Source organism: Collinsella aerofaciens (genome assembly GCF_005844325.1).
In the GTDB taxonomy this organism is placed as follows: domain Bacteria; phylum Actinomycetota; class Coriobacteriia; order Coriobacteriales; family Coriobacteriaceae; genus Collinsella; species Collinsella aerofaciens_G.
Genome location: NZ_SPFY01000007.1, coordinates 1 through 22,120, shown reverse-complemented (window position 1 = coordinate 22,120; position 22,120 = coordinate 1). Strand labels below are relative to the sequence as shown.

Annotated in this window: 18 protein-coding genes; 15 read left to right on the top strand and 3 right to left on the bottom strand. The window is 58.4% G+C overall.

What is annotated here, in order from left to right:
• Window positions 1–346 precede the first annotated feature (346 nt).
• The 13 genes from FGQ61_RS03670 to yihA all read left to right on the top strand — a co-directional run bounded on the left by FGQ61_RS03670 (window position 347) and on the right by yihA (window position 15,962).
• Window positions 347–1,096 (top strand): SDR family NAD(P)-dependent oxidoreductase, encoded by a 750-nt coding sequence (locus FGQ61_RS03670; protein ID WP_006234857.1) that lies wholly within the window; start codon window positions 347–349, stop codon window positions 1,094–1,096.
• 108 nt (window positions 1,097–1,204) lie between these two features.
• A complete protein-coding gene (locus tag FGQ61_RS03665) occupies window positions 1,205–2,221 on the top strand; it encodes a 2-keto-3-deoxygluconate permease (RefSeq protein WP_229025906.1) in 1,017 nt (338 codons plus the stop codon).
• Between the two features lie 466 nt (window positions 2,222–2,687).
• Entirely contained in the window at window positions 2,688–4,739 is a 2,052-nt protein-coding gene (pflB, locus tag FGQ61_RS03660; protein WP_035137643.1) for a formate C-acetyltransferase, read from the top strand.
• Window positions 4,740–4,824: 85 nt separating this feature from the next.
• Window positions 4,825–5,076: an autonomous glycyl radical cofactor GrcA3 gene (gene grcA3 / locus FGQ61_RS03655; protein ID WP_117583521.1), complete on the top strand. Its 252-nt coding sequence runs from the start codon at window positions 4,825–4,827 to the stop codon at window positions 5,074–5,076.
• 303 nt (window positions 5,077–5,379) lie between these two features.
• On the top strand, window positions 5,380–6,390 hold the full coding sequence (locus tag FGQ61_RS03650) for a LacI family DNA-binding transcriptional regulator (protein ID WP_225093894.1): 1,011 nt from the start codon (window positions 5,380–5,382) through the stop codon (window positions 6,388–6,390).
• Between the two features lie 184 nt (window positions 6,391–6,574).
• A complete protein-coding gene (locus FGQ61_RS03645) occupies window positions 6,575–7,957 on the top strand; it encodes a family 43 glycosylhydrolase (protein ID WP_117743236.1) in 1,383 nt (460 codons plus the stop codon).
• A gap of 45 nt (window positions 7,958–8,002) precedes the next feature.
• A complete protein-coding gene (locus tag FGQ61_RS03640; RefSeq protein WP_138374604.1) occupies window positions 8,003–9,454 on the top strand; it encodes a PTS transporter subunit EIIC in 1,452 nt (483 codons plus the stop codon).
• A 101-nt stretch (window positions 9,455–9,555) separates the two neighbouring features.
• The gene (locus FGQ61_RS03635) at window positions 9,556–10,998 is read left to right on the top strand and encodes a glycoside hydrolase family 32 protein (protein WP_138113267.1); all 1,443 of its coding nucleotides are present in this window, start codon (window positions 9,556–9,558) and stop codon (window positions 10,996–10,998) included.
• 276 nt (window positions 10,999–11,274) lie between these two features.
• The gene (locus tag FGQ61_RS03630) at window positions 11,275–12,129 is read left to right on the top strand and encodes a DegV family protein (RefSeq protein ID WP_229025905.1); all 855 of its coding nucleotides are present in this window, start codon (window positions 11,275–11,277) and stop codon (window positions 12,127–12,129) included.
• Window positions 12,130–12,315: 186 nt separating this feature from the next.
• Window positions 12,316–13,134, top strand: coding sequence for a pyruvate formate-lyase-activating protein (gene pflA / locus FGQ61_RS03625; RefSeq protein ID WP_138113263.1), 819 nt, complete (start codon window positions 12,316–12,318; stop codon window positions 13,132–13,134).
• A 261-nt stretch (window positions 13,135–13,395) separates the two neighbouring features.
• Complete coding sequence (locus FGQ61_RS03620) at window positions 13,396–14,514, top strand: serine hydrolase (protein WP_171021496.1); 1,119 nt, start codon at window positions 13,396–13,398, stop codon at window positions 14,512–14,514.
• 78 nt (window positions 14,515–14,592) lie between these two features.
• Entirely contained in the window at window positions 14,593–15,333 is a 741-nt protein-coding gene (mtnN, locus tag FGQ61_RS03615) for a 5'-methylthioadenosine/S-adenosylhomocysteine nucleosidase (protein WP_138374603.1), read from the top strand.
• A gap of 38 nt (window positions 15,334–15,371) precedes the next feature.
• Window positions 15,372–15,962 (top strand): ribosome biogenesis GTP-binding protein YihA/YsxC, encoded by a 591-nt coding sequence (yihA, locus tag FGQ61_RS03610; RefSeq protein ID WP_055252447.1) that lies wholly within the window; start codon window positions 15,372–15,374, stop codon window positions 15,960–15,962.
• 258 nt (window positions 15,963–16,220) lie between these two features.
• Here the strand turns inward: yihA and thrB are convergent, their stop codons facing one another.
• Window positions 16,221–17,102: a homoserine kinase gene (thrB, locus tag FGQ61_RS03605; RefSeq protein ID WP_138374602.1), complete on the bottom strand. Its 882-nt coding sequence runs from the start codon at window positions 17,100–17,102 to the stop codon at window positions 16,221–16,223.
• Between the two features lie 203 nt (window positions 17,103–17,305).
• Window positions 17,306–18,823, bottom strand: coding sequence for a threonine synthase (gene thrC / locus FGQ61_RS03600; protein ID WP_138374601.1), 1,518 nt, complete (start codon window positions 18,821–18,823; stop codon window positions 17,306–17,308).
• A 104-nt stretch (window positions 18,824–18,927) separates the two neighbouring features.
• On the opposite strand from thrC, the gene FGQ61_RS03595 reads away from it, so the two are divergent.
• Window positions 18,928–20,316 (top strand): aspartate kinase, encoded by a 1,389-nt coding sequence (locus tag FGQ61_RS03595; RefSeq protein WP_138113249.1) that lies wholly within the window; start codon window positions 18,928–18,930, stop codon window positions 20,314–20,316.
• A gap of 173 nt (window positions 20,317–20,489) precedes the next feature.
• Window positions 20,490–21,515, top strand: a complete 1,026-nt coding sequence (locus FGQ61_RS03590; protein ID WP_138374600.1) for an aspartate-semialdehyde dehydrogenase — start codon at window positions 20,490–20,492, stop codon at window positions 21,513–21,515.
• Window positions 21,516–21,577: 62 nt separating this feature from the next.
• Here the strand turns inward: FGQ61_RS03590 and FGQ61_RS09795 are convergent.
• On the bottom strand, window positions 21,578–22,120 hold a 543-nt coding region (locus tag FGQ61_RS09795; RefSeq protein ID WP_171021495.1), incomplete at its 5' end, for a transposase.

The window sequence follows — 22,120 nt, the reverse complement described above, 5'->3', positions numbered from 1 at the left end:
AACTATTTCCGGTGAAAGATGATACCCTTGCACGCGCACCCTATACGGTAGATTTTTGGGTCATGCCTAGAAAACAATCTTTAGGCGACCTCCGTACACCGTCGGTATCAGCAAAGTTAGGGGTAGATCTCTGGGCATGTCCCAAAAAAAATACCTGGTTGCTAGGTAATATAAAGAGCGTATAAAGAATTAAAATAATTCAATAATTGTAGCGTTTCAAAGAACTATTATGCACGCGGTTAGGCGAGGGGTTGTCACCACCATGACGACTGGGACTCATATAATCGCCACGTGCGATGCTCCAACTTCCCGCGAGGAGACACCTTATATAAAGGGGGATGGAGTCATGGCATTTGACTTCACGGGCAAGACCGCGATTGTCACGGGCGGCACTCAGGGCATTGGCCTCGAGATCGCCAAGGGCATCGTCGCGGGCGGCGGACATGTCGCGCTCATCGCAAGGAACGCTGCTAAGGGCGAGGCCGCGGTGGCCGAGCTTGGCGAGGGCAACAAGTTCTATCAGCTCGATGTCGCCGATGCACCCAAGGCGCGCGAGACTGTCGAGCAGATTTTTACGGACCTGCCGCAAACCAACATCCTGATCAACTGCGCTGGCGTCATCAGCACCAAGAAGTTCGATGAGATCGATGACACCGAGTGGCGTCGCACCATCGACATCAACCTCAACGGCACCTTTACCATGATGAACGCCGTGTACCCGCACTTTAAGGCGGCCCATGCCGGCACTATCGTCAACGTGAGTTCCGTTGCTGGCAAGATCGGCGGTGGCCTGCTCGGCACCGCGGCCTACGCGAGCTCCAAGGCCGGTGTTAACGGTCTAACCAAGGCAGTCGCCAAGGAAGGCGGCAAGTTTGGCGTTCGCTGCAACGCCGTGTGCCCGTCGCTCACCCTTACTGATATGACCTCGATTCTCTCTGACGAGAACTCTCAGCGCATCATCAACGGTATTCCTCTGGGCCGCGCCGCCCAGGCCAGCGAGCCTGCGCAGATGGTGCTGTTCTTCGCTTCCGATCTCGCCAGCTTCGTGAACGGCGAGATCGGTGACTGCGACGGCGGCATCGTCCTGGACGGGTAATACCCCGCGACGATTATTCGGCGACGGCTCCTGCGACTCGGGACCGTCGCCTTCTTTCTGACATAGGCGCGTGCGGCTACGATTCGCATGCATCCAAAGGAGATATATATGAGTGAATCGACTGCGGTGGAGGCGCCGGCGGCAAAGGAGCCGTTCTTTAAGATGTCCTCCATCCCGGGTGCCAATATTTTGGTGCCGCTTTTGCTGGGCTGCCTGCTCAACACGCTATTCCCTGACCTGTTCAAAACGCTCGGCAGCTTTACGCTTGGCATGACCCAGCAGGGCGCTGGCCCGCTCGTGGGCGCTTTTTTGCTCATCGTCGGTACGACGATTTCGTTTAAGAGCGCTCCTGCCGCCGCTGCCCGCGGCGCCATCATCATCGCCGTCAAGCAGATCGTGGTCGTTGCCATGTCGCTGCTCATCCTTTATGTGTTCAACGACAACTTGTTTGGCATCTCTGCCATGGTGATGCTGGCGGCTTGCACCGGCGCCAACAACGCTATGTACGCTGGGCTGATGGGTACCATGGGCAACGAGGCTGAGCGTGGCGCTGTCGCCATCACCACGCTGGTTGTCGGCCCTCCGGTCACGATGATCGTGCTCGGCGCTGCCGGCCAGGCCCCGATCGGCTGGTCGCTCGTGGGCGCCATTCTGCCGATCGTCGTCGGCATTATTCTGGGTAACCTGTTCCCCAGCTTTAAGAAGATGATGGCACCGGCACTTTCCGCCATCATCGTGCTCGTCTTCTTTGCCATGGGCTCGACCATGACTTTTGGCCAGCTTATCAACGGCGGTCTTCCCGGCATCCTGCTCGGCGTGATCTGCTCGGTGATCTTTGCAATTCCCGTCATCGCGGTCGATAAGCTCACGGGCGGTACGGGTGTCGCAGGTGCGGCCATTTCGAGCTGCGCCGGAGCCAATGTGGCCACGCCTGCTGCCATGGCAAGCGTCAACGAGGCCATGTACGGCGGCGCGGTGCTCGCGACGGCCACGGCACAGGTTGCTGCCTGCGCAATCGTTACGGCTATTTTGACCCCGCTGGTCACCAGCTGGTGCTACAAGCATTTTGAGGGCCAGCAGAGCAACGGCAAGGCAACGACCGACAAGGCCTCCGCAGCCGCCTAATGCCAAACGGTAATCAAAGCTAAAAACTAGCTACGCCACAGGGCGGCCACGGGGGATCCCGTGGCCGCCCTGCAGTTTCTGTAGGGTCTTTGGGACACTTTACCCTGATAAAGCTGGCATAACAGCTAGAGTGAACGTCGTACAAAGGCAAGGAAAAAACCAAACAAATCGGTGAACGGTAGTTGTTCACGCTCGCATTTCCTGCGGATTTGTTAAAAATGCCCTAATGGTATAAAAAAAGAAACATATAACAGCCCTGATGAAGGGGGTGGCTATGTTATCCTTCTCAAACGGGTGAAATCTTGGGTTTTGGGTTGCAGTTCCAAGGTGGACAAACGTTTTTCCCTGTACCAACGTGTGGTGAAGAACGGAAGAAGCCGGTAGTGCAAGCCGATAATTCAAGAATTCAATAAGTAGCGGTGTGAGAGAGCGCCGCATTACACGTAACTAGGAGCGTGGTTACACAATGCAGGAGGCATGGGAAGGCTTCAAGGAAGGTATCTGGACGGGAGAGGTTGACGTCCGAGACTTCATCCAGAAGAACTACACCCCCTACGAGGGCGATGAGTCGTTCCTCGTAGGTCCGACCGAGCGTACCAAGGAGCTGTGGGGCGAGGTTCTCGACCTGCTGCTTAAGGAGCGCGAGCAGGGTGGTGTCCTCGATATGGACACCAAGACCGTTACGGGTATCGTGAGCCACCCCGCTGGCTACATCGATAACGCCCACCGCGAGAAGGAGACCATCGTCGGTCTCCAGACTGACAAGCCGCTCAAGCGCGCGCTGCACGTCAACGGTGGTATCCGCATCGCTTGCCAGGCTGCCAGCCAGCACGGCTACAAGGTCGACGAGAACGTTGTTGAGCGCTACACCTTTGAGCGCAAGACCCACAACGCCGGCGTCTTCGATGTTTACACCCCCGAGATGCGTGCTTGCCGCTCGGCTCACATCATCACCGGTCTGCCCGATGGCTATGGCCGCGGCCGCATCATCGGCGACTACCGTCGTGTTGCCCTGTACGGCGTCGACTACCTGATCAAGGACAAGGAGGCCCAGAAGGCTTCCACTCCGACGGTCATGACCGCCGACAACATCCGCGACCGTGAGGAGCTGCAGGAGCAGATCCGCGCCCTCGGCGAGCTCAAGATGATGGCCGAGACCTATGGTTTCGACATTTCCAACCCTGCTACCAACACGCAGGAGGCCATCCAGTGGATGTACTTCGCCTACCTTGCTGCCGTCAAGGAGCAGAACGGCGCCGCTATGTCCATCGGCCGTACCTCTACGTTCATCGACATCTATGCTGAGCGCGACCTTGCCAACGGTACCTTCACCGAGGAGCAGATCCAGGAGTTCGTGGATCACTTCATCATGAAGCTCCGCATGGTCAAGTTTGCCCGTACCCCCGAGTACCAGGCCCTGTTCACCGGCGACCCGCAGTGGGTCACCGAGTCCATCGGCGGCATGGGTGTCGACGGCCGTACGCTCGTTACCAAGATGAGCTACCGCTACCTGCACACGCTCGAGAACATGGGCACCAGCCCCGAGCCCAACATGACCGTTCTGTGGTCGACCCGTCTGCCCGAGAACTTCAAGAAGTTCTGCGCCAAGACTTCTGTCGCCAGCTCCTCGATCCAGTACGAGAACGACGACCTCATGCGCGTTTACCACGGCGACGACTACGGCATCGCCTGCTGCGTGTCCTCCATGCGCATCGGCAAGGAGATGCAGTTCTTCGGCGCCCGCGCCAACCTGGCCAAGTGCCTGCTGTATGCACTCAACGGCGGTGTTGACGAGGTCTCCAAGAAGCAGGTCGGCCCCAAGTATCGCGCCGTCGAGGGCGATACGCTCGATTACGACGACGTTGTGGCCAAGTACAACGACATGATGAAGTGGCTCGCTGGCGTGTACGTCAACTCGCTGAACATCATTCACTACATGCACGACAAGTACTGCTACGAGCGCATCCAGATGGCTCTGCACGACAAGCACGTGCACCGCTGGTTCGCTACGGGCATCGCTGGCCTTTCCGTCGTGGCTGACTCCCTGTCCGCCATCAAGTACGCCAAGGTCCACCCCGTCCGTGACGAGAACGGCATCATCGTCGACTTCGAGACCGAGGGCGAGTTCCCCAAGTACGGTAACGACGACGACCGCGTCGACCAGATCGCTCACGACGTTGTGCACCAGTTCATGGAGTACATCCGCATGAACGATACCTACCGCAACTCCGTGCCTACGACCTCGGTTCTGACCATTACCTCCAACGTCGTGTACGGTAAGAAGACCGGCTCCACGCCCGACGGCCGCAAGGCTGGCCAGCCGTTCGCCCCGGGTGCTAACCCCATGCACAAGCGCGATAGCCACGGCGCCATCGCTTCGCTGTCTTCGGTTTCCAAGCTCCCGTTCCGCGATGCTCAGGACGGCATCTCCAACACCTTCTCCATCATCCCGAGTGCGCTCGGCAAGGAGGACCAGGTGTTCTTTGGCGATATCGACCTTGATCAGCTGGGCGAGTAACTATTGTTAGTGCTATACTAACAATAACGATTACTGATTAGCGCGCCGGTTTCGGCCGGCGCCTATTAATCGAAGGAGACACATTATGAAGGTTTCTGAAGTTTCCGAGACTCAGGCCGATAACCTGGTCCACATGCTCGACGCTTACGCCGAGAAGGGTGGCCACCACCTGAACATCAACGTCTTCAACCGTGAGACGTTGCTCGACGCTCAGGCTCACCCCGAGAAGTACCCGCAGCTGACCATCCGCGTTTCCGGCTATGCCGTGAACTTCCACACGCTCACCAAGGAGCAGCAGGACGAGGTCATTTCGCGTACCTTCCACGACAAGTTCTAAAGGGTTCAACTCCTGTAGGATTACTGGGGCCGGTTTTGGGTTATTTCCCAAAACGTCCTCGGACATGCAAAGAGGCTCCGCTGCGCGCGTTGCGCGGCGGAGCCTCTTTGCGTCCTGCGGGATGTTTTGGAAAATAACCCAAAACCGGCCATGTGGGGTCCTTTGGAGTCACCCTTTAGGCGGAACTCTCCTAATTATTTGGATGAGTCGTTTACTTACTTGTACTGTTACCGTCTTCCCGCTCTTGTTGGGGTATGCTTTGTTCGTATGTAAACGTATGACATGTTGATGGGGGAGGGTGCTATGGCTCGCGAGAGTGCTCGTTCTAAGGATACGGCTAAGCCTGGCATCAAGGAAGTTGCGGCGGTGGCGGGGGTTTCGCCTACTACGGTATCTCGCGTGCTTAATAATCGCGGCTATATTAGCCAAGAGACCCGCGATAAGGTCCATGCCGCGATGAAGCGCATCAACTATACGCCCAACGATATCGCCCGTGCCATGCTCAACGGTCGCCTGAATCTTATCGGTATGATCGTCCCCTATGTCAGCAGTCCGTTTCATGCCCAAGTGGTTCAAGTCATTGAGCATACCCTGGCCGAAAACGGTTTTAAGATGCTGCTGTGCAATAGCGCCAATCGACCCGAGCTTGAGCGCTCTTATATCGACATGCTTCGACGCAATATGGTTGATGGCGTCATCGTCAACTCGCTTAATATCGGTGCCGAGGCGTATGCCGAGATGGGTTTGAGTCTGGTTGGTATCGACTGCGACCTTGGCGAGGCCTCTGTTCAGATTGCGAGCGACAGCTATAGTATCGGCGAACTTGCCACGCGTCGCCTGATCGATGACGGGTGTTCGCGCATCCTGTGCCTGCGCAGCAATAGCCGCATGCGCATGCCTGCCAATAAGCGTACCGATGCCTACCTCGATGTTGTTGAGCAGGCCGGTTTGCCCGCGCTTGTCCGTGAGGTCGAGTTCGTTAAGCCCGACGACGAAAAGAGCGCGGTCGTTGCGAAGATCCTCGATGAGAACCCCGATATTGACGGCATCTTTGCGGGAGACGACACGATGGCGGCTATCTGTCTTAACGTGATGAAGCAGCGCGGCTTGAGCGCTCCGGGCGATATTAAGGTCGTGGGCGCGGATGGTGCCCGCCGCACTATGACGTTTATGCCTGACTTAACAACCGTTCGCCAAGATATCGATCGCATCGGAGAGCTCGCGGCGCAATCCATCATTGCTCTTATTAACGGCGAAAAGCCCGAATCGAATATCAAGCTCCCCGTTGAACTCATTGAGGGTAAAACCGCGTAGTTCATCCCGTGCCAAAAGAATTCCTCAAACACCTCTGATGACCGTTCGCCGGCATATGTCAACCGTTTGCCGACGACTGGAACTGCGAAAAGACGTATTGGTGTGAAAACGTTTGACATATGAAAACGATTGACATATCTTGCAGTTGTACCGAGTTAGTATCTCGTGAGAAAGGAAGTCTCGGATGCACAAGGTGTATTACCAGCCTGAGGGAATTTGGGTAGGCGACATCATGCCGTACGGCGAGGACGGCACGTTCTATCTCTATCATCAGCGTGACACGCGAAACCCCGGACCTTTCGGAGAGCCGTTTGGCTGGGCACTCGCGACAACCAAGGACTTCGTCAATTACAAAGACTTTGGCGAGAGCCTTGAGCGTGGCGGCGACGAGGAAGTCGACCAGTATGTTTATGCCGGCACGGTGTTTAAGGTGGGCGACAAGTACCATGCGCTCTACACTGGTTGCAATCGCGATAAGGTCAAGGCACGCTTGATGAAGCAGGTTCTTCTTCACGCAACGAGTGACGACGCCGTCAAGTGGGAGAAGAACATCGCCGAGACGCTGCTTCCGCCCCAGGAGGGTTACGATGACCGCAACTGGCGCGATCCCTTTGTGCTTTGGGATGAGGAGAACGAAGAGTACATGCTCATCCTCGGCACGCGTGTGGGCGAGGACAAGCGTCTGATGACCGGTCGTCTGGTCAAGTTCACCTCCAAGGACCTGGATACCTGGGAGTTCCAGGGCGACTGGTGGAATCCGGGCCTGTACACCATGTTCGAAATGCCTGATCTCTTTAAGATGGGCGACTGGTGGTATCTGGTGTTCTCCGAGTACAGTGATGGCAACAAGACCCGTTACCGCATGTCTCGCTCTATCAACGGTCCTTGGATCACTCCTGCGGACGATTCCTTCGATGGCCGCGCGTACTATGCCGCGCGTACCGCATTTGATGGCGAGCGCCGCGTTCTCTTTGGTTGGGTTCCTACGCGTGACGAGGGCGGCGACCCCAGCTCTTACCTGTGGGGTGGCACCTTTATGCCTCTCGAGATCGTTCAGCGTGCCGACGGAACGCTCGGCACCAAGCTCCCTGACAGCATGCTTGGCGCCTTTGGCGAGGCTAAGGCAGTCGAGGCCTTTGAGCTTTCCTGCGAGTCGGGCAAGGTCGAGCAGGTGCTCGCCGCGGATGCCGGTTCCACCTATATGCTCGATGCCGACATCGAGCTCGCCGGTGACGCTGCCGGCTTCTCGGTGAAGCTTGCCGAGGACGCCGAGTCCGGTCTTGCCTATGAGTTCCGCGCCAACCTGCGTGAGGGCAAGCTCGAGTTTACGGCGGCCCCCCAGTATCCGTGGTTCCAGGTCAACAACATGGGCCTCGAGCGTCCGTTGTTCTTTAAGGGCGAGGGCACTCATCATGTGCGCCTGGTCGTTGACGACGATATCGCGACCATCTTTGTCGATGATGTTGCGCTTAACGCGCGCTTCTGCAATAAGCAGGGCCAGGGTGTGGCACTGACGGTCACCGACGGTACGCTCAAGTGCGCAAATGCAACGATCGCGTCTCTGTAATGGCATCAAAACGTTTTATGATTTCGTAAGGGAATGGAGAGGAACATGGACTACAAAGTAGTGTCTCAGCAAGTCGTCGATAACGTCGGCGGTCTGGAGAACATCGAGGGCGCCACGCATTGCGTTACGCGTCTGCGTCTGGTGCTCAAGGATACGAGCAAGTACAACAAGGCCGAGCTCGAGAACATCGATGGCGTCAAGGGCGTGCTGTACAACAGCGGCCAGCTCATGATCATCTTCGGTACCGGTACCGTCAACAAGGTCTACGATGAGTTTATGGCTCTGACGGGCGTTAAGGAGATCAGCGCTTCCGAGGTCAAGGGCGCCGAGGCGGACAAGAAGGGCAAGTTCTTCTCGGTCCTCAAGGTATTCTCGGATATCTTTATCCCCATCATTCCCGCTTTCGTCGGCGCTGCTATCATCATCGGCCTTAAGTCGCTGATCGTTGCCAACGGCCTCTTTGGCATGGAGGGCAGCCTTGCCGACCACAGCGAGTTCCTCAAGAACCTCGCAAGCTTCTTTGCCATTATCGCCACCACGTTTGACTACCTGCCTGTCCTGGTTATGTACAGCGCGGTGAAGCGTTTTGGCGGTAACCCGATTCTGGGCATCCTCGTCGGTATCGTCATGGTTCACCCGAGCCTTATGAACCGTAACGCGTTCGTTATGGATCCGTCGGGTGCTGAGTACTGGAACTTTGGTCCGCTCTCCATCCCCATGGTTGCTTTCCAGGGCGGCGTGTTCCCTGCAATCCTGACTGCCTGGTTTATGGCCAAGGTCGAAAAGATTGCCCAGAAGTACATCCCCGAGGTCGTCTCGTTTGTCTTTGTCCCGACCGTTACCCTGATTCTTGCTAACGTTGCCCTGTTCACCGTGTTCGGCCCGCTCGGCAACCTGATCGGCGACGTCCTCGCTGGCGTAATCGATGTCCTGTACAACAGGATGGGCGTCTTTGGCGCCTTTGTCTTTGCCGCGTTCCTGCAGCCGCTCGTCGTTACCGGTACGCATCAGTTCATCCAGGGTATTGAGGCCAACCTCGTTGCCACGACTGGCTTCAACTACATCCAGGCAATCTGGTCGGTTTCCATCATCGCCCAGGGCGGTGGCGCCATCGGCATGTACCTCATTCACAAGAAGCATTCCAAAGAGCGCAACATCTGCATGTCGTCCTTTATCCCGACGCTGGTCGGTATCTCCGAGCCCGCAATCTTTGCTGCAAACATGCGCTACTCGATCATCCCGTTCATCTGCGCTTGCATCGGTGCAGGCTGCGGCGGTGCCTTCGTGAAGCTCTTTGAGGTGCGCGCCATCGGTCAGGGTCTGACCGGCGTGCTTGGCCTGCTCATCGTCACGCCCGAGACGCTCGTGTGGTATGTGGCTGGCAATCTCATCGCCTTTATCGTGCCGATCGTCTTGATCTTTGCCTACAACAAGGCAAAGGGCGTGCCGACCACTGATGAAGAGGGCGCTGGTGCTGGCTTCGATGTCAGCTTCTAGTTGAGCCGTTCAGCGTAATCTGAGGATAAGTCCATTTGGGGAAGGGCGTTCGACTCGTGTGAGTCGAGCGTCCTTCCCCATAGACGAGAAAGTCAACGGCGATGTTTAATCAAAAAAATAAGGTGACACGCGCGGACTATGAGCAGTGGCGTGCCGGACAGGATGAGACGGCGGGTCGCATCGCGTCCGACCCCGATAGGCTCCTGTTCCATGTGGAGCCTGAGCTTGGCTGGCTCAACGACCCCAACGGTTTGGTGCAGATCGGTGATACGTATCACATCTATCACCAATACGATCCATTCGATGCTGCGCATGGCGGTCCAGTGATTTGGAATCATCTGACAACAAAGGATTTTGTGACGTACGAGAATCGCGGCCCTGTGCTGTTCCCCGATTCCGATTTGGATTCGAGCGGAGCGTATTCTGGTTCTGCCTTTGTACACGACGGCAAGATTCACTACTTCTATACCGGCAACGTCAAGCATTTTGACCGCGATGATTACGACTACGTGTTGACGGGCCGTGAGCAAAACCAGATTCATGTGGTTGCCGAGAACCCCGACGAATTGGGCGAGAAGCGCATAGCTGTTGGGCCGGTCGATTACCCCGACGATATCGGTACGCACGTGCGTGATCCCAAAATCCTTGAACACGATGGTATCTACTACATGGTTCTGGGCGCTCGTACGAAAGACGACCGCGGCTGCGTGCTTGTCTATACCTCGAGCGATCTAGAGGACTGGAGCTATGCGACGCGCATTGAGTTGGGCGAGAAGTTTGGCTTTATGTGGGAGTGCCCCGATCTGTTTGAGCTCGATGGTGAGCTTATTCTCGTTTGCTGTCCGCAGGGTGTGTCCGCCGATGGATGGCGTTACCGCAATCCGCACCAGTGCGTGTGGTTTCCCATCGAGGCCGATTGGGAGGCGCCGAGTTTTAAGATCGCCGGGCAGGGCATGCCCCCGATGGTCGATGCCGGCTTTGATTTCTACGCACCGCAGTCTTTTGAGGATGCTGCGGGTCGGCGTTTGATGATCGGGTGGTCGGGTTGCCCCGATGCGACGGCAAAAAGCCCGACGGTGGCACGCGGGTGGCAGTGCGCGTTGACGGTGCCGAGAGAACTGAGCATGCGCGATGGTAAGCTCTGTCAGCAGCCGGTGCACGAGATTGAGAGGATGCGCGGCGACTGCGTTTGCGCGACAGGCGGTGAAACCGTTGAGGAGCCGGGCCGCCTGTTTGATCTTGTGGTTTCCTGTGAGGGCGCCCAGGTGATCGAGCTCGAAATCCGCAAGGGTGTCTTTGTGCGCTATGCAGACGGGATGCTTACCCTCGACATGGGTGACGAAGGCTATGGGCGCGACCAGAGGTCGATCGAGCTCAGCGAGCTTCGCGACCTGCGCGTGCTTTCGGACACTACGATGGTCGAGATTTTTGCAAATGGCGGCGAGGCGGCACTTACGAGCCGTACCTATTCGCCGGCGGTTCCGGCGATGGGGTTGCATGCCGAGGGTGCGGCGTCGATGGATTTCTACCGCCTCGCGCATTAACCGTGTGTGGAGCGCGATTGGACTTGCTGGGCGGAATGTGTCGCAGTCGCTGCAGCGAACTACCGTTCATCGCGTATAGCTACCGTTTGCGGAATAAGTAACACTCCTTAATAAACCGTGTAGAATCTCAGATAAGCACGGAGTTTTCCAGGGAGACGCTGTCCTTTGTTGTGTGCAAGGGGCGGCGTCTCTTTGGCGCTTGGACGCCGTTGTGCAACAGTGCGGCGGTGCGTGCCATGTATTGAAAAGCCAATGTCGAGATGGGTCGTGATATTAATGGGCAAGTACGTAATCGTGGTCGAGTCTGGGTCGGATGTGACGCCGGAGCTCTGCGAGCGCTACGGCATCGTGCGCGTGCCCATGCATGTCACGATTGGTGACGAGACCGTCGAGGACGGCTCGATCGATCCGCTCGAGATTTATTCGCGCTGCAATGAGTTTGGCGTGATGCCCAAGACCAGTGGCTGCGCGCCTGCGGATTTTGCTCACGTGTACGACCGCATTCACGCTGAGCAGCCCGACGCGACTATTTTGCATCTTGCATATTCCGAGGCCACGACCTGTTCGCATCAGTCCTCAAAGATTGCGGCCCAGGGGCGCGACTACGTGTTCTCCATGGACACGCGCTTTGTCTCGGTAGGCCAGTCGCTTGTTGTCGTCGAGACCGCCAAATACATCGAGGCTCACCCCGATGCCACCGTCGACGAGATCTTCGCCTTCGCGAACTCCGTCATGGACCGCGTGCTGTTGGGCTTTGTTCCTACGGACCTTGCCTTCCTTAAGGCGGGCGGTCGCTTGTCCAACGTCGCGTTCCTGGGCGCCCATCTGCTCAAGATTAAGCCCTGCATTGAGGTAACGGGCGGCAAGTTCGTGGCAACCAAGAAGTTCCGCGGCTCTATGCTCAAGTGCGCCCGCGCCTTTATTGATCACATGGTTGCCAAGGGCGAGATTGACTACTCGCACATTGGCCTGGCGTATTCGGTAGGTCTTTCCGAGGAGCTGCGCGACGACATGGAAGTCTATGCACACGATCTTGGCTTTAAGGACATTACCTGGACTCAGGTCGGCGGCGTCATCTCGAGCCATTGCGGCCCGACCGCCTTCGGCGCGGTGCTCACGCTTAAGGCGTAAGGCCTGGAGTCTATCGATTTCTATTGCCTCGGCGGTGGGCGGGTTGCGATAACCCTCCCGCCGCTTTTGCGTGGAGTCAAATAGGACGACCTAATTGACCTCTAAACCGTTTCGCCATCATATGTATGGGCTAGAATGGCTCTGGCATTTATGTAACTAAAACCAATGAGAGGCAAGGTAGCGGGAATGGCTGAGATGACGCTCGAGGGTGTGGACGCTCGTCCCGAGGACTCCGCGTTTGCCCTGGGCCGCGTACATTCGATCGAGACGATGGGTACGGTTGACGGTCCCGGCATCCGCTTCGTAGTGTTTGTCCAAGGCTGTCCCATGCGCTGCGCGTATTGCCACAATCCCGATACCTGGTCGGTTAACGGCGGCACCATGGTGACCGTCGAGCATCTGATGGACGAGTTCCAGAGCAACCATGAGTTTTACCGCAGCGGTGGCATTACCGTTTCGGGCGGCGAGCCGCTTCTGCAGCCCGAGTTTTTGGCCGACCTGTTCCGTGCAATGCACAACAACCCCGATGGTCGTGTGCATACCTGCCTGGATAGCTGTGGCTACGCCTTCGACCCTCAGCATCCCGAGAAGTTCGATGCCGTGCTCAACGAGACCGACATGGTACTGCTCGATATTAAGCATGCCGACCCGGTCGAGCATAAAAAGCTGACCGGTTGTGATCCCGCACGCATCCTGGCGTTTGGCGATGAGCTTGCACGTCGCAATATCAAGGTCGTTATCCGCCACGTGGTTGTGCCGGGCATTACCGACACGGCGGAGGAGTGCGAGAAGCTCGGTCGCCTCATCGCTCCATGGCACAACGTGGTGGGCCTGGAAATGCTGCCGTATCACACGATGGGTGTCGTCAAGTACGAGCAACTGGGCATTCCCTATAAGCTCGAGGGCGTGCCCCAGATGGATACCGCGCGCATGCCCGAGCTGCGCAATGCCGTTATGGCCGGTATGAAAAAGCGCCGTGCGGAGCTCAAAAACGCTATCGGATAGCATGCCATAGCCCTCATATCCCCTCGTTCCCAGCTGAGTTGCGGTGGAATAGTTCTTGTTTTTAGGCCCATGTCGCCCAAACAGGAACCATTTCACCGCAACTTCGTTTTGGGTAGAGATGCGCAACAGAATCGTGCCATTTGGATAAATACGCTTGTGGTTTCTTTAAAGACACCTTAAACGCTGCTGAATATCTTTGGAAAGAAATGCCTGCTCGGTATCATGCTGCTCGTATATAAACGGTGGCAGTCAGGAGACCACGTGCGAAACATCGCATCGCGGGACGAGTATGTGCCGCAGCATGGCAGCAGATATAAGACGAAGGGCACGTCTTCGCGTGGCCTTGCCGGCGCTCGCATCCGCGTGAGGAAGATTGCCGCTATTGGGATGCTAACGTCGGCGGTTATTATCCTCGGAATTACCGTTAAAACCTACGCCTCGGAGCGAACGGGGCGCCCAGATGCGTCAACGGTACAGCTGCAAAACGAGAAGGTTTCAAAGTCCAAAGCGTCGGCAGATCAAGCTCTGTCGACGGCAGATCTCAAGACGAGACTTTCGAAGGCGGACTTCAACGATATCCCTTCGGGTGATACCGTTCGGACCTTCTCGTTGGTGGATAACAAGACTCCTGCCTTGGAGGATGAGAGCCTTGCCTCGCTCCAGGATGCCCTGTGTCGGGCGCAGGAGCTGGGCGACGTGGGTGTAGTGTTCTACGACCTATCGAGTGGTAGGGGCGTGACGTATAACGCCGATGTTGAGGTGTATGGAGCGAGCAGTTATAAGGCGCTGTATGCACTCTATATTTGCGAGATGTTGGTCGAATCGGGGCAGGTGTCGCTCGATGGGCCTTTAGCCACGTATGGTGGTTACAGCATGGGCTGGCAGACAGTGCGTGACCTTATCGAGGCCGCGGTCGTCAACTCGGACAACGATTCGTTTATCGCGTTACGCGCGGCGTTTGACCATGATGGCTATGAGGATTGGATTGCCAATCTGGGTGTTGATGACGAAACGGCACTGAATCCGATGAGTGATTTTCCGACCTACTGCCCGCGCACTTCTGCGAGGTTATGGCGTGAGATGAGCGAGTATCTGAGCATGGATACCGAGACTTCACAGTGGTTGTCGGGCCTTCTGGCATCAACATCGCGCTCGTTTATTCGCGATGGCATTGCGGACGAGCAGGTTTTGGTGCGCAACAAGGCAGGCTGGATTAGCGAGGATGGTTACTACTCGACATGCGATGCGGGCCTTATCGACATCGATGGCTGTACCTATGTCATGGGTATCATGACATCGATGCCGTGGAGCGACCGCTCGAGCGAGGTTACGGCCGCGATTGCAAAGGCTCTGTTTGATACGCGAGCTGCACTGGCTTAGCGTGTTCGTTTGACGAGGTCAAACAAAATGCTGGTACCATACCGTGGTTGAGAATTTCGAATAGGTTTGGGGAATGGCATGGCTACCATTGCGATTATCGGTGCGCTCGAAAAAGAGATCATGCAGATTAAGGAAGAGCTGAGCGACGTTTGCGAGGCACGGGAGGCAGGCTTGACCGTTGTGAGCGGTGAGCTCGACGGCCTGACAGTTGTCGCCACAACGGCGGGCATGGGCACGGTGAACGCCGCCGCTGCAACACAGCACCTCATTAGCAAGTATGCTCCGCAGGCTGTTGTGTTTTCGGGCATTGCGGGCGGTTTGAACCCCAAGCTCCATATCGACGACGTGGTCATTGGCAAACGCCTGCGCTATCTGGATACCGATACCGCGCTTATCGCCGAGTCCGCACCGGGGCTCGAGGAGTTTGGCTCGACGCCCGCGCTGGTCGATATTGCCGCCGAAGTGCTTGCTGAGCGTGGGTTTGTTGACGCTTCGACAAATGCAGTCGCTTCGAATGAGGGCACCAAGCAGTTCCTGGTCGGCACGATTGCCACGGGTAACCGCTTTGTGACGGGCGCCACCATGCGCAACGACGCTATCGAGGCGACGCATGCCGATTGTGTCGGCATGGAGGGCGCGGCAATTGCCCATGTCGCAACCAAAAATGGTGTCGATTGCCTGGTGTTGCGCGCTATCAGCGATAATTGTGACGAGGCGTACGATGCAATTTGCGAGCGCGAGTTCGATCTGTTCGAGTACGCGCGTGTCGCAAGTGACATCACGCTCGATATCGTCCGCCGCATTGCCGCTGCGCAATAGCGCGTCTATTTGTAAGAACCTACGACCAAGGAGTGTCCATGGCCGATTCCATTAACTATCAGCTTGCCAAGTTCGTCGCCAGCTACGGCAAGGTTTCGCAGATCCCCGAGTCCACCTGCCCCGAGGTGAGCTTTGTCGGCCGCTCCAACGTGGGCAAGTCGTCCATCATGAACAAGCTCTTTGGCCGCAAGAACCTGGTCAAGGTTTCCAGTACGCCGGGCAAGACGAGCAACATCAACTTCTTTGAGGCCGATGACGTGCATTTCGTGGACCTGCCGGGTTACGGTTTCGCCCGTCGCTCCAAGGCCGAGCGCGACCGCTGGGCCGAGCTTATCGGCGACTTTTTCGACTCCGAGCGCAGCTTTAACTTGGTCGTCTCGTTGGTGGACATTCGTCACGACCCCAGCAAGCTCGACCACGACATGATCGACTACCTACAGGGCAACGAGTTCAACTTTATCGTCTGCCTCACCAAGGCCGACAAACTCAGCCGCACCCAGCAGGCCCGCCAAGCAGCAGCCATCAAAAAGCAGCTCAACGTCCCGGCCGAGAACGTGATCATCACAAGCTCCCAGACCGGTACCGGCATCGACGAACTCAAGCGCCGCATCGCCGAAGCCTGCCTCTAATAAGTGCCCCAGCCTAGCAAGAGCCCCTATCAATAAAAGGCCATGATTTCAGCCTGGCGCCCCTTCAAAGCGTGGGTCCCTGTAGACATCGCTAGCTACGTTGCCATAGGGCCACCCAGGGGCATCCCCTTAAAAACATTCCGCAGCACGAGGCCCGCTTATCCGCAGCTCCGAAGGAGCAGGATAAGTGGGCCTCAAGTGCGAGGACGTTTTTAAGGGGATGCCCCTGGGTGGCCCGGACAGACCGATCGGCGATGTCTACAGGTACTCGATTTGAGCGCCTTCCGTGTCGCACGTCAGAATATGCGTATCACACTTAGGGAACTGCTCGCGCAGCTTGACCTGCAGGAACTTTGCCACGATGGTGTCGTCGGTCACAGCCATGAGGGTCGAGCCCGAGCCGCTAATCCAGATGGTCTTAGCGCCGCCGTTAAGGCAGGTGTCGCGCACGGCGTTGTAGTCGGGAATCAGGCGGCGACGATAGGGCTCCTGAATGCGGTCGTCATTGGCGGCGGCAATCAGGTTGAGGTCACCGGTCTCCAAGCCGCGCGTCATACCGGCGATGCGGCCCATCTGCCACACGGCGGTGGAGAGCGGAATCTCCTGCGGCACGACCTTGCGCGCCTCGCTCGTGTGTACCTCGTAGGGCGGAATCACGGTAATAAAACGCAGGCGATCGCTCACCTCGTAGCGCAGGCACTGGGGGAGCGAATCGGTCGGCGTAAAGGAGCAGACGGCGCCGCCCAGGATAGCGGGGGCGACGTTATCGGGATGGCCCTCGACCTCGGTGGCGATGCGAACCAGCTCGGCGCGGTCGACGGTGTGGCCTGTCAGTGCGGCGGCGGCCATAATGCCGGCGACGACGCAGGTGGAGCTGGAGCCCAGGCCGCGGGCGACGGGCACGTCGGTCTGGATGTCGATGGCAACGGGAAAAGCCGGCTCGCCCCAGGCGGCCAGAGCATCGACAAAGCTTACATAGACCAGGTTATTCTCGTTTTGGAACTCTTCGGGGCAGCCCGTGATGGTGAGCTTGTCGGCGCGCTCAAAGGTAAAGTGCGAGTAGAGGCTGACGGCCATGCCGAGGGTATCGTAGCCAATGCCCAAGTTGGCGCTTGTTGCTGGGACGGTGATCTTGATCATGTGAGTCCTCCTGGCGTGCCTGGCTGTTTAGTTCGCTGCTCGGGCAGTCCTGCGCAAGACGGAAAGCACATTAAGTGCTTTCCTTTGCGTGCGGAACTCGCGACGAACTAAACAGCCAGGCACGCTATGCACGTTCGTCATCATCCCGGTAGGTATCTGATAAAAGAAGGTGCGCCGGCTTTCGCCGGCGCCTTATATGGGGTTTAGTTGGTAGCCATCTTTTTTGCTGCAGACTCTACGTAGTTGGCCATGTCGGCTACGTCGCAGACGTCTTCGAAGCGGACGGGTTTGGACTCGAGCTCGGCGAGCTGGGTCGGGGCGACCGTGTTGGTGGCCTGCTCGAGTACACGCATGGCCTCAAAATCATCCTCGGGAACGTCGAGGCCCAGGGCGTCGCAGCAGGCGCGTGGGAACTTGTAGGGGCTGGCGGTCGAAAGCAGCACGCGGGCCTTAGCGCCCTCGGCGGGGGCGACCTGCTCAAAGACGTGATAGCCGCAGGCGGTGTGCGGGTCGATCACGTAGCCGTTGGCGTCCCAGCAGCTCTTGATGGCGGCGCGGACCTCGTCCTCGCTGGCCCAGCCGCAGCCAAACACGCTCTGAATCTTTGCCAGCAGGTCGGCGGGAACCTCATAGCGACCAGTCTGTGCCAGCTGCTCCATAAGGCCGGCAACGAGCTCGCAGTCGCCATCGGACAGGAAGTACAGCATGCGCTCCAGGTTGGAGCTGATGAGGATGTCCATCGACGGCGAGATGGTCGTGAAGAACGGACGGTTGCGGTCGTAGACGCCGGTGGTCAGGAAGTCAGCCAGAACGTTGTTCTTGTCGCTCGCGACGATGAGCTTGGCAACGGGCAGACCCATGCGCTTGGCGTAGTAGCCGGCCAGGATATCGCCAAAGTTGCCGGTCGGCACGCAGAACTCCACGGCATTGCCGGCCTCGATGGCACCGGCGCGCAGCAGCTGCGCATAGGCGGCAAAGTAGTAGACGACCTGCGGCACCAGGCGCCCGACGTTGATGGAGTTGGCGCTCGAAAGCACCGTGCCGGCGGCTTCAAGGCGCTCGGCCAGCTCCTTATCGGCAAAGATGCGCTTGACGGCGCTCTGGGCGTCGTCGAAGTTGCCGCGGATGCCGCAGACGGCGACGTTGCCGCCCTCCTGCGTGGACATCTGCAGATTCTGCACGCGGCTGACCTTGCCCTCGGGATAAAAGACGGTGATGCCCGTGCCCGGGGCGTCGGCAAAACCGGCAAGTGCGGCCTTGCCGGTGTCGCCCGACGTGGCGGTGACGATCATGATGCGCTCGGCGCCGCCGTCCTTGGCGGAAGTGCGGGCCATCAAGCGGGGGAGCATCTGCAGGGCGACGTCCTTAAAGGCGCTCGTGGGGCCGCCAAAGAGCTCCATCACATAGGTCTGAGGGGCGTCAGCGCCCGGCGCAGCGTCGAGTTTGACGAGCGGCGTAACCTCTTCACTCGCGAACGTGCCGCGGTATGCCTCGTCGACACACGCCGAAATTTCTTCGGTCGTGTAATCATTCAGTAACACTCCCAACACATCTTGAGCGATTTCAAAGTACGATTTATCTGCAAGCGAGCTGATATCGACCTGCTGGGTGCCGAGCTCGTCCGAGACAAACAGACCCCCGTCGGGAGCGATGCCGGTGCGGATTGCCACCTTACTTGAGCACGATAAAGTGCGTCCTCGTGTACTATGATAAGTTCCCATATAACACTGCTCCTCGGATGCCTTGGTCCCAATCGGTGAAACCATGGTATCAGAGCGCGCAAAATAGGTTCGCAGAGGCTTTTTAGAAAGGTAACCTCCAGCCCATGATTAAGATTGCCAAGTTTGGCGGCTCGTCGGTCGCCGACGCCGAACACTTTAAGAAGATCAAGGCCATCGTCGATGCCGACCCGGCTCGCCGTTTTGTGGTGGTTTCCGCCTGCGGTCGCCGCTTTAAGGGCGACACCAAGGTGACCGACCTGCTCTACCTGGTTAACGCGCACGTTAAGTACCACGTGTCGTGCGAGGAGCTGCTCGAGGACATCGGCCAGCGCTACTTTGATATTGCCGACGAGCTGGAGCTCACCTATCCCATCCGTGAGGAGTTCGCGGCCTTTGCCGAGCGCGCCCGCTCGGGCGGCTACTCCACCGAGGAGCTTGTGAGCCGTGGCGAGTACTTTACCGCCCGCCTGATGGCCGAGTACCTGGGCTTACCGTTCCTGGACGCCGCGACGGTTGTGGCGTTCCATCACGACGGTACGCTCAGCATGAATCGTACCTCCGAGTTGGTGCAGGAGTACGGTCAGCAGGGCGGCTTTGTTATGCCCGGTTTCTACGGCGCGACGCGTGAGGGCCAGATCAAGCTGCTCGATCGTGGCGGCGGCGATATCTCGGGCTCGATCTTGGCTAAGTGCCTGGGCGCCGATCTGTATGAGAACTGGACCGACGTCTCGGGCTTCTATTCTGCCGATCCGCGTATTGTTCCCGAGGCTCAGCCCATCGCCCGCGTTACCTACGAGGAGCTGCGCGAGCTTTCGTACATGGGTGCGAGTGTCCTGCACGAGGAGGCCGTGTTCCCCGTGCGCGAGGCCGGCATTCCGCTGGTCATCAAGAACACCAATGCGCCACAGGACCCCGGCACCATCATTAGCGAGACGGCTGACGAGGGCGAGGCAGAGCCCATCATTACCGGCGTGACCGGCAAGCGCGGTTTTGTCGCCATCAACGTGGCCCGCGACCGCACCAAGCCCCGCGTTGGCTTTATGCGCCGTGCGCTTTCGGTCTTCGAGCGCTATGACGTTTCCGTCGAGCATATGCCCACCGGCGTCGACCGCTTTGGCGCCGTGGTGCAGGAGCAGGATGTGCACGATTCGCTGTACTCGCTTGTGGGCGACATCCAGCAGGAGGTCGAGCCGCTCGAGATCGAGGTCGTTGAGGGTCTGGCGCTTATCGCTACCGTCGGTCGTAACCTGCGCGGCCGCGCAGGTATCTCGGGCCATCTGTTTGGCATGCTTGGCCAGGCCGGCGTGAGCGTGCGTATGATTTCGCAGAGCTGCGACGAGATCAACATCATCATCGGTGTCGAGGAGAAGGACTTCGACCTAGCGATTCGGACCATTTACCGTGCCTTCTCCGATGAGAACGGCATTGTGAAGGTCTCCGACCTGGAGGCTTCCGCGCCGGTCGATCCCGCTCTGGCTGCGCTCCACAAGTAGCTGCTATCTCGCTAGATTTTTGGGAGTTGCCTCAAAATCTACGGCGGGGCGTTTCGTTTCGGTTTCGTTTCGACGGGGCGGGTTTCGTGCCCGCCCCGTTCTTGTATAAACTGGCAACAATAATCGGCCTGCTCGGCGTGCGGGCAAAAGCCACAACCTTTAAAGGGGGAAGCATGAAACAGTACACGGTTGCTATTTTGGGCGCGACGGGAGCCGTGGGCACCCAGATGCTCGAGTGCCTCAACGAGCAGGAGTTCCCGGTCGGCAAGCTCAAGCTGTTGGCAAGCGCACGCTCCGCGGGCAAGACCGTTGAGTTCCGCGGCGAGCAAATCGTGATCGAAGAGGCTTGCCCCGAGGCCTTTGAGGGCTGCGACATCGTGCTCGGCGCTGCCGGCGACGATATCGCTAAGGAGCTGCTGCCCGAGGCCGTCAAGCGCGGAGCCGTCGTGGTCGACAACAGCCACGCCTTCCGCATGGATCCCGAGGTGCCGCTGGTCGTGCCCGAGATCAATGCCGACGATATCAAATGGCATCACGGCCTTATCGCCAACCCCAACTGCGCGACCATTATCGGCCTGGTTCCCACCTGGCCGCTGCACCAGCTTGCCGGCGTGAAGCGTATGATCGTGTCCACGTATCAGGCAGCTTCGGGCGCTGGCGCGCCCGGTATGGCCGAGCTCGAGGCTCAGCTGGCCGCCCTGGGCCGTGGCGAGGAGATTCCCGAGCCGCGCGCGTTTGCCGCCCAGCTGGCGAGCAACCTGATTCCGCAGATTGGCGGCGTCAAGGAGGAGGGCTTTACCTCCGAGGAGATGAAACTGCAGAACGAGGGCCGTAAGATCATGCATCTGCCCGAGCTGCGCGTGAACTGCACCTGCGTGCGCGTCCCTGTGCTGCGTTCGCACTCCGAGAGCATTACGCTCGAGTTTGAGCGCGACATCACGGTGGAAGAGGCCCGTGCTGCGCTGGCTGCCGCTCCGGGCGTGAAGCTGGTTGACGATATGAGCGCCGAGGATGCGCACGATCGCTTCCCCATGCCGATGGATACGTCCGACCAGGACCTGATCTGGGTCGGTCGCGTGCGTCGCGACATCTCGAACCCCGAGGCCACGCGCGGTATTACCTTCTGGTGCTGCGGCGACCAAATCCGTAAGGGCGCGGCGACCAACGCCGTCCAGATCGCTAAGCTGCTCTGCGAGTAGTGTGGCCTGTCCGGCGGGGCCGGGCTTAGTTTTCAGAACGTCCTCGACCATGTGTGGCGCTCCTATTTGGCAAGGTGTTTTTTAGAATCCATTTTGCGCTCGGCCTCGAAGGCTTGCCTGTCCCAATCGAGCGGAAGTCCGGCCTCGACCCATGCCTCGTAGGCCCTCCTTATGGGCTTGAGCTCCCTTTGGCCCCTCTCCAGCATCGAGATGTACTTCTCGCTGGTGCCCAGTATGGACGCCGCCCTCACCTGGCTGACCTTCGCCGCGCGCCTGGCCGCCACGAGCTCCGAGGCGTCCTCGGGCCTCCTGATCTCGTGCGGGCGCATCAGCGCCCGGTACGCCTCCCTGGCCACGTAGCGCTTGAGGCACCTCATGACCTCCCTGTCGCTCTTTCCCCGCCCCCTGGCCCTCTCGGCGTACTCGGCGGTCTCGGGGTCGCGCATGACCCTCTGCCTCGCGATCTCGTGCAGCGCGCTGTTCGCCTGCCGGTCGCCGCCCCTGTTGAGCCTGTGCCTCACGGTCTTGCCGCTCGAGGCGGGGATGGGGCTGGATTGGCAACACCTATTTGGACGATTCCGGGAGGGACAGCCCCGCCTCCCTGA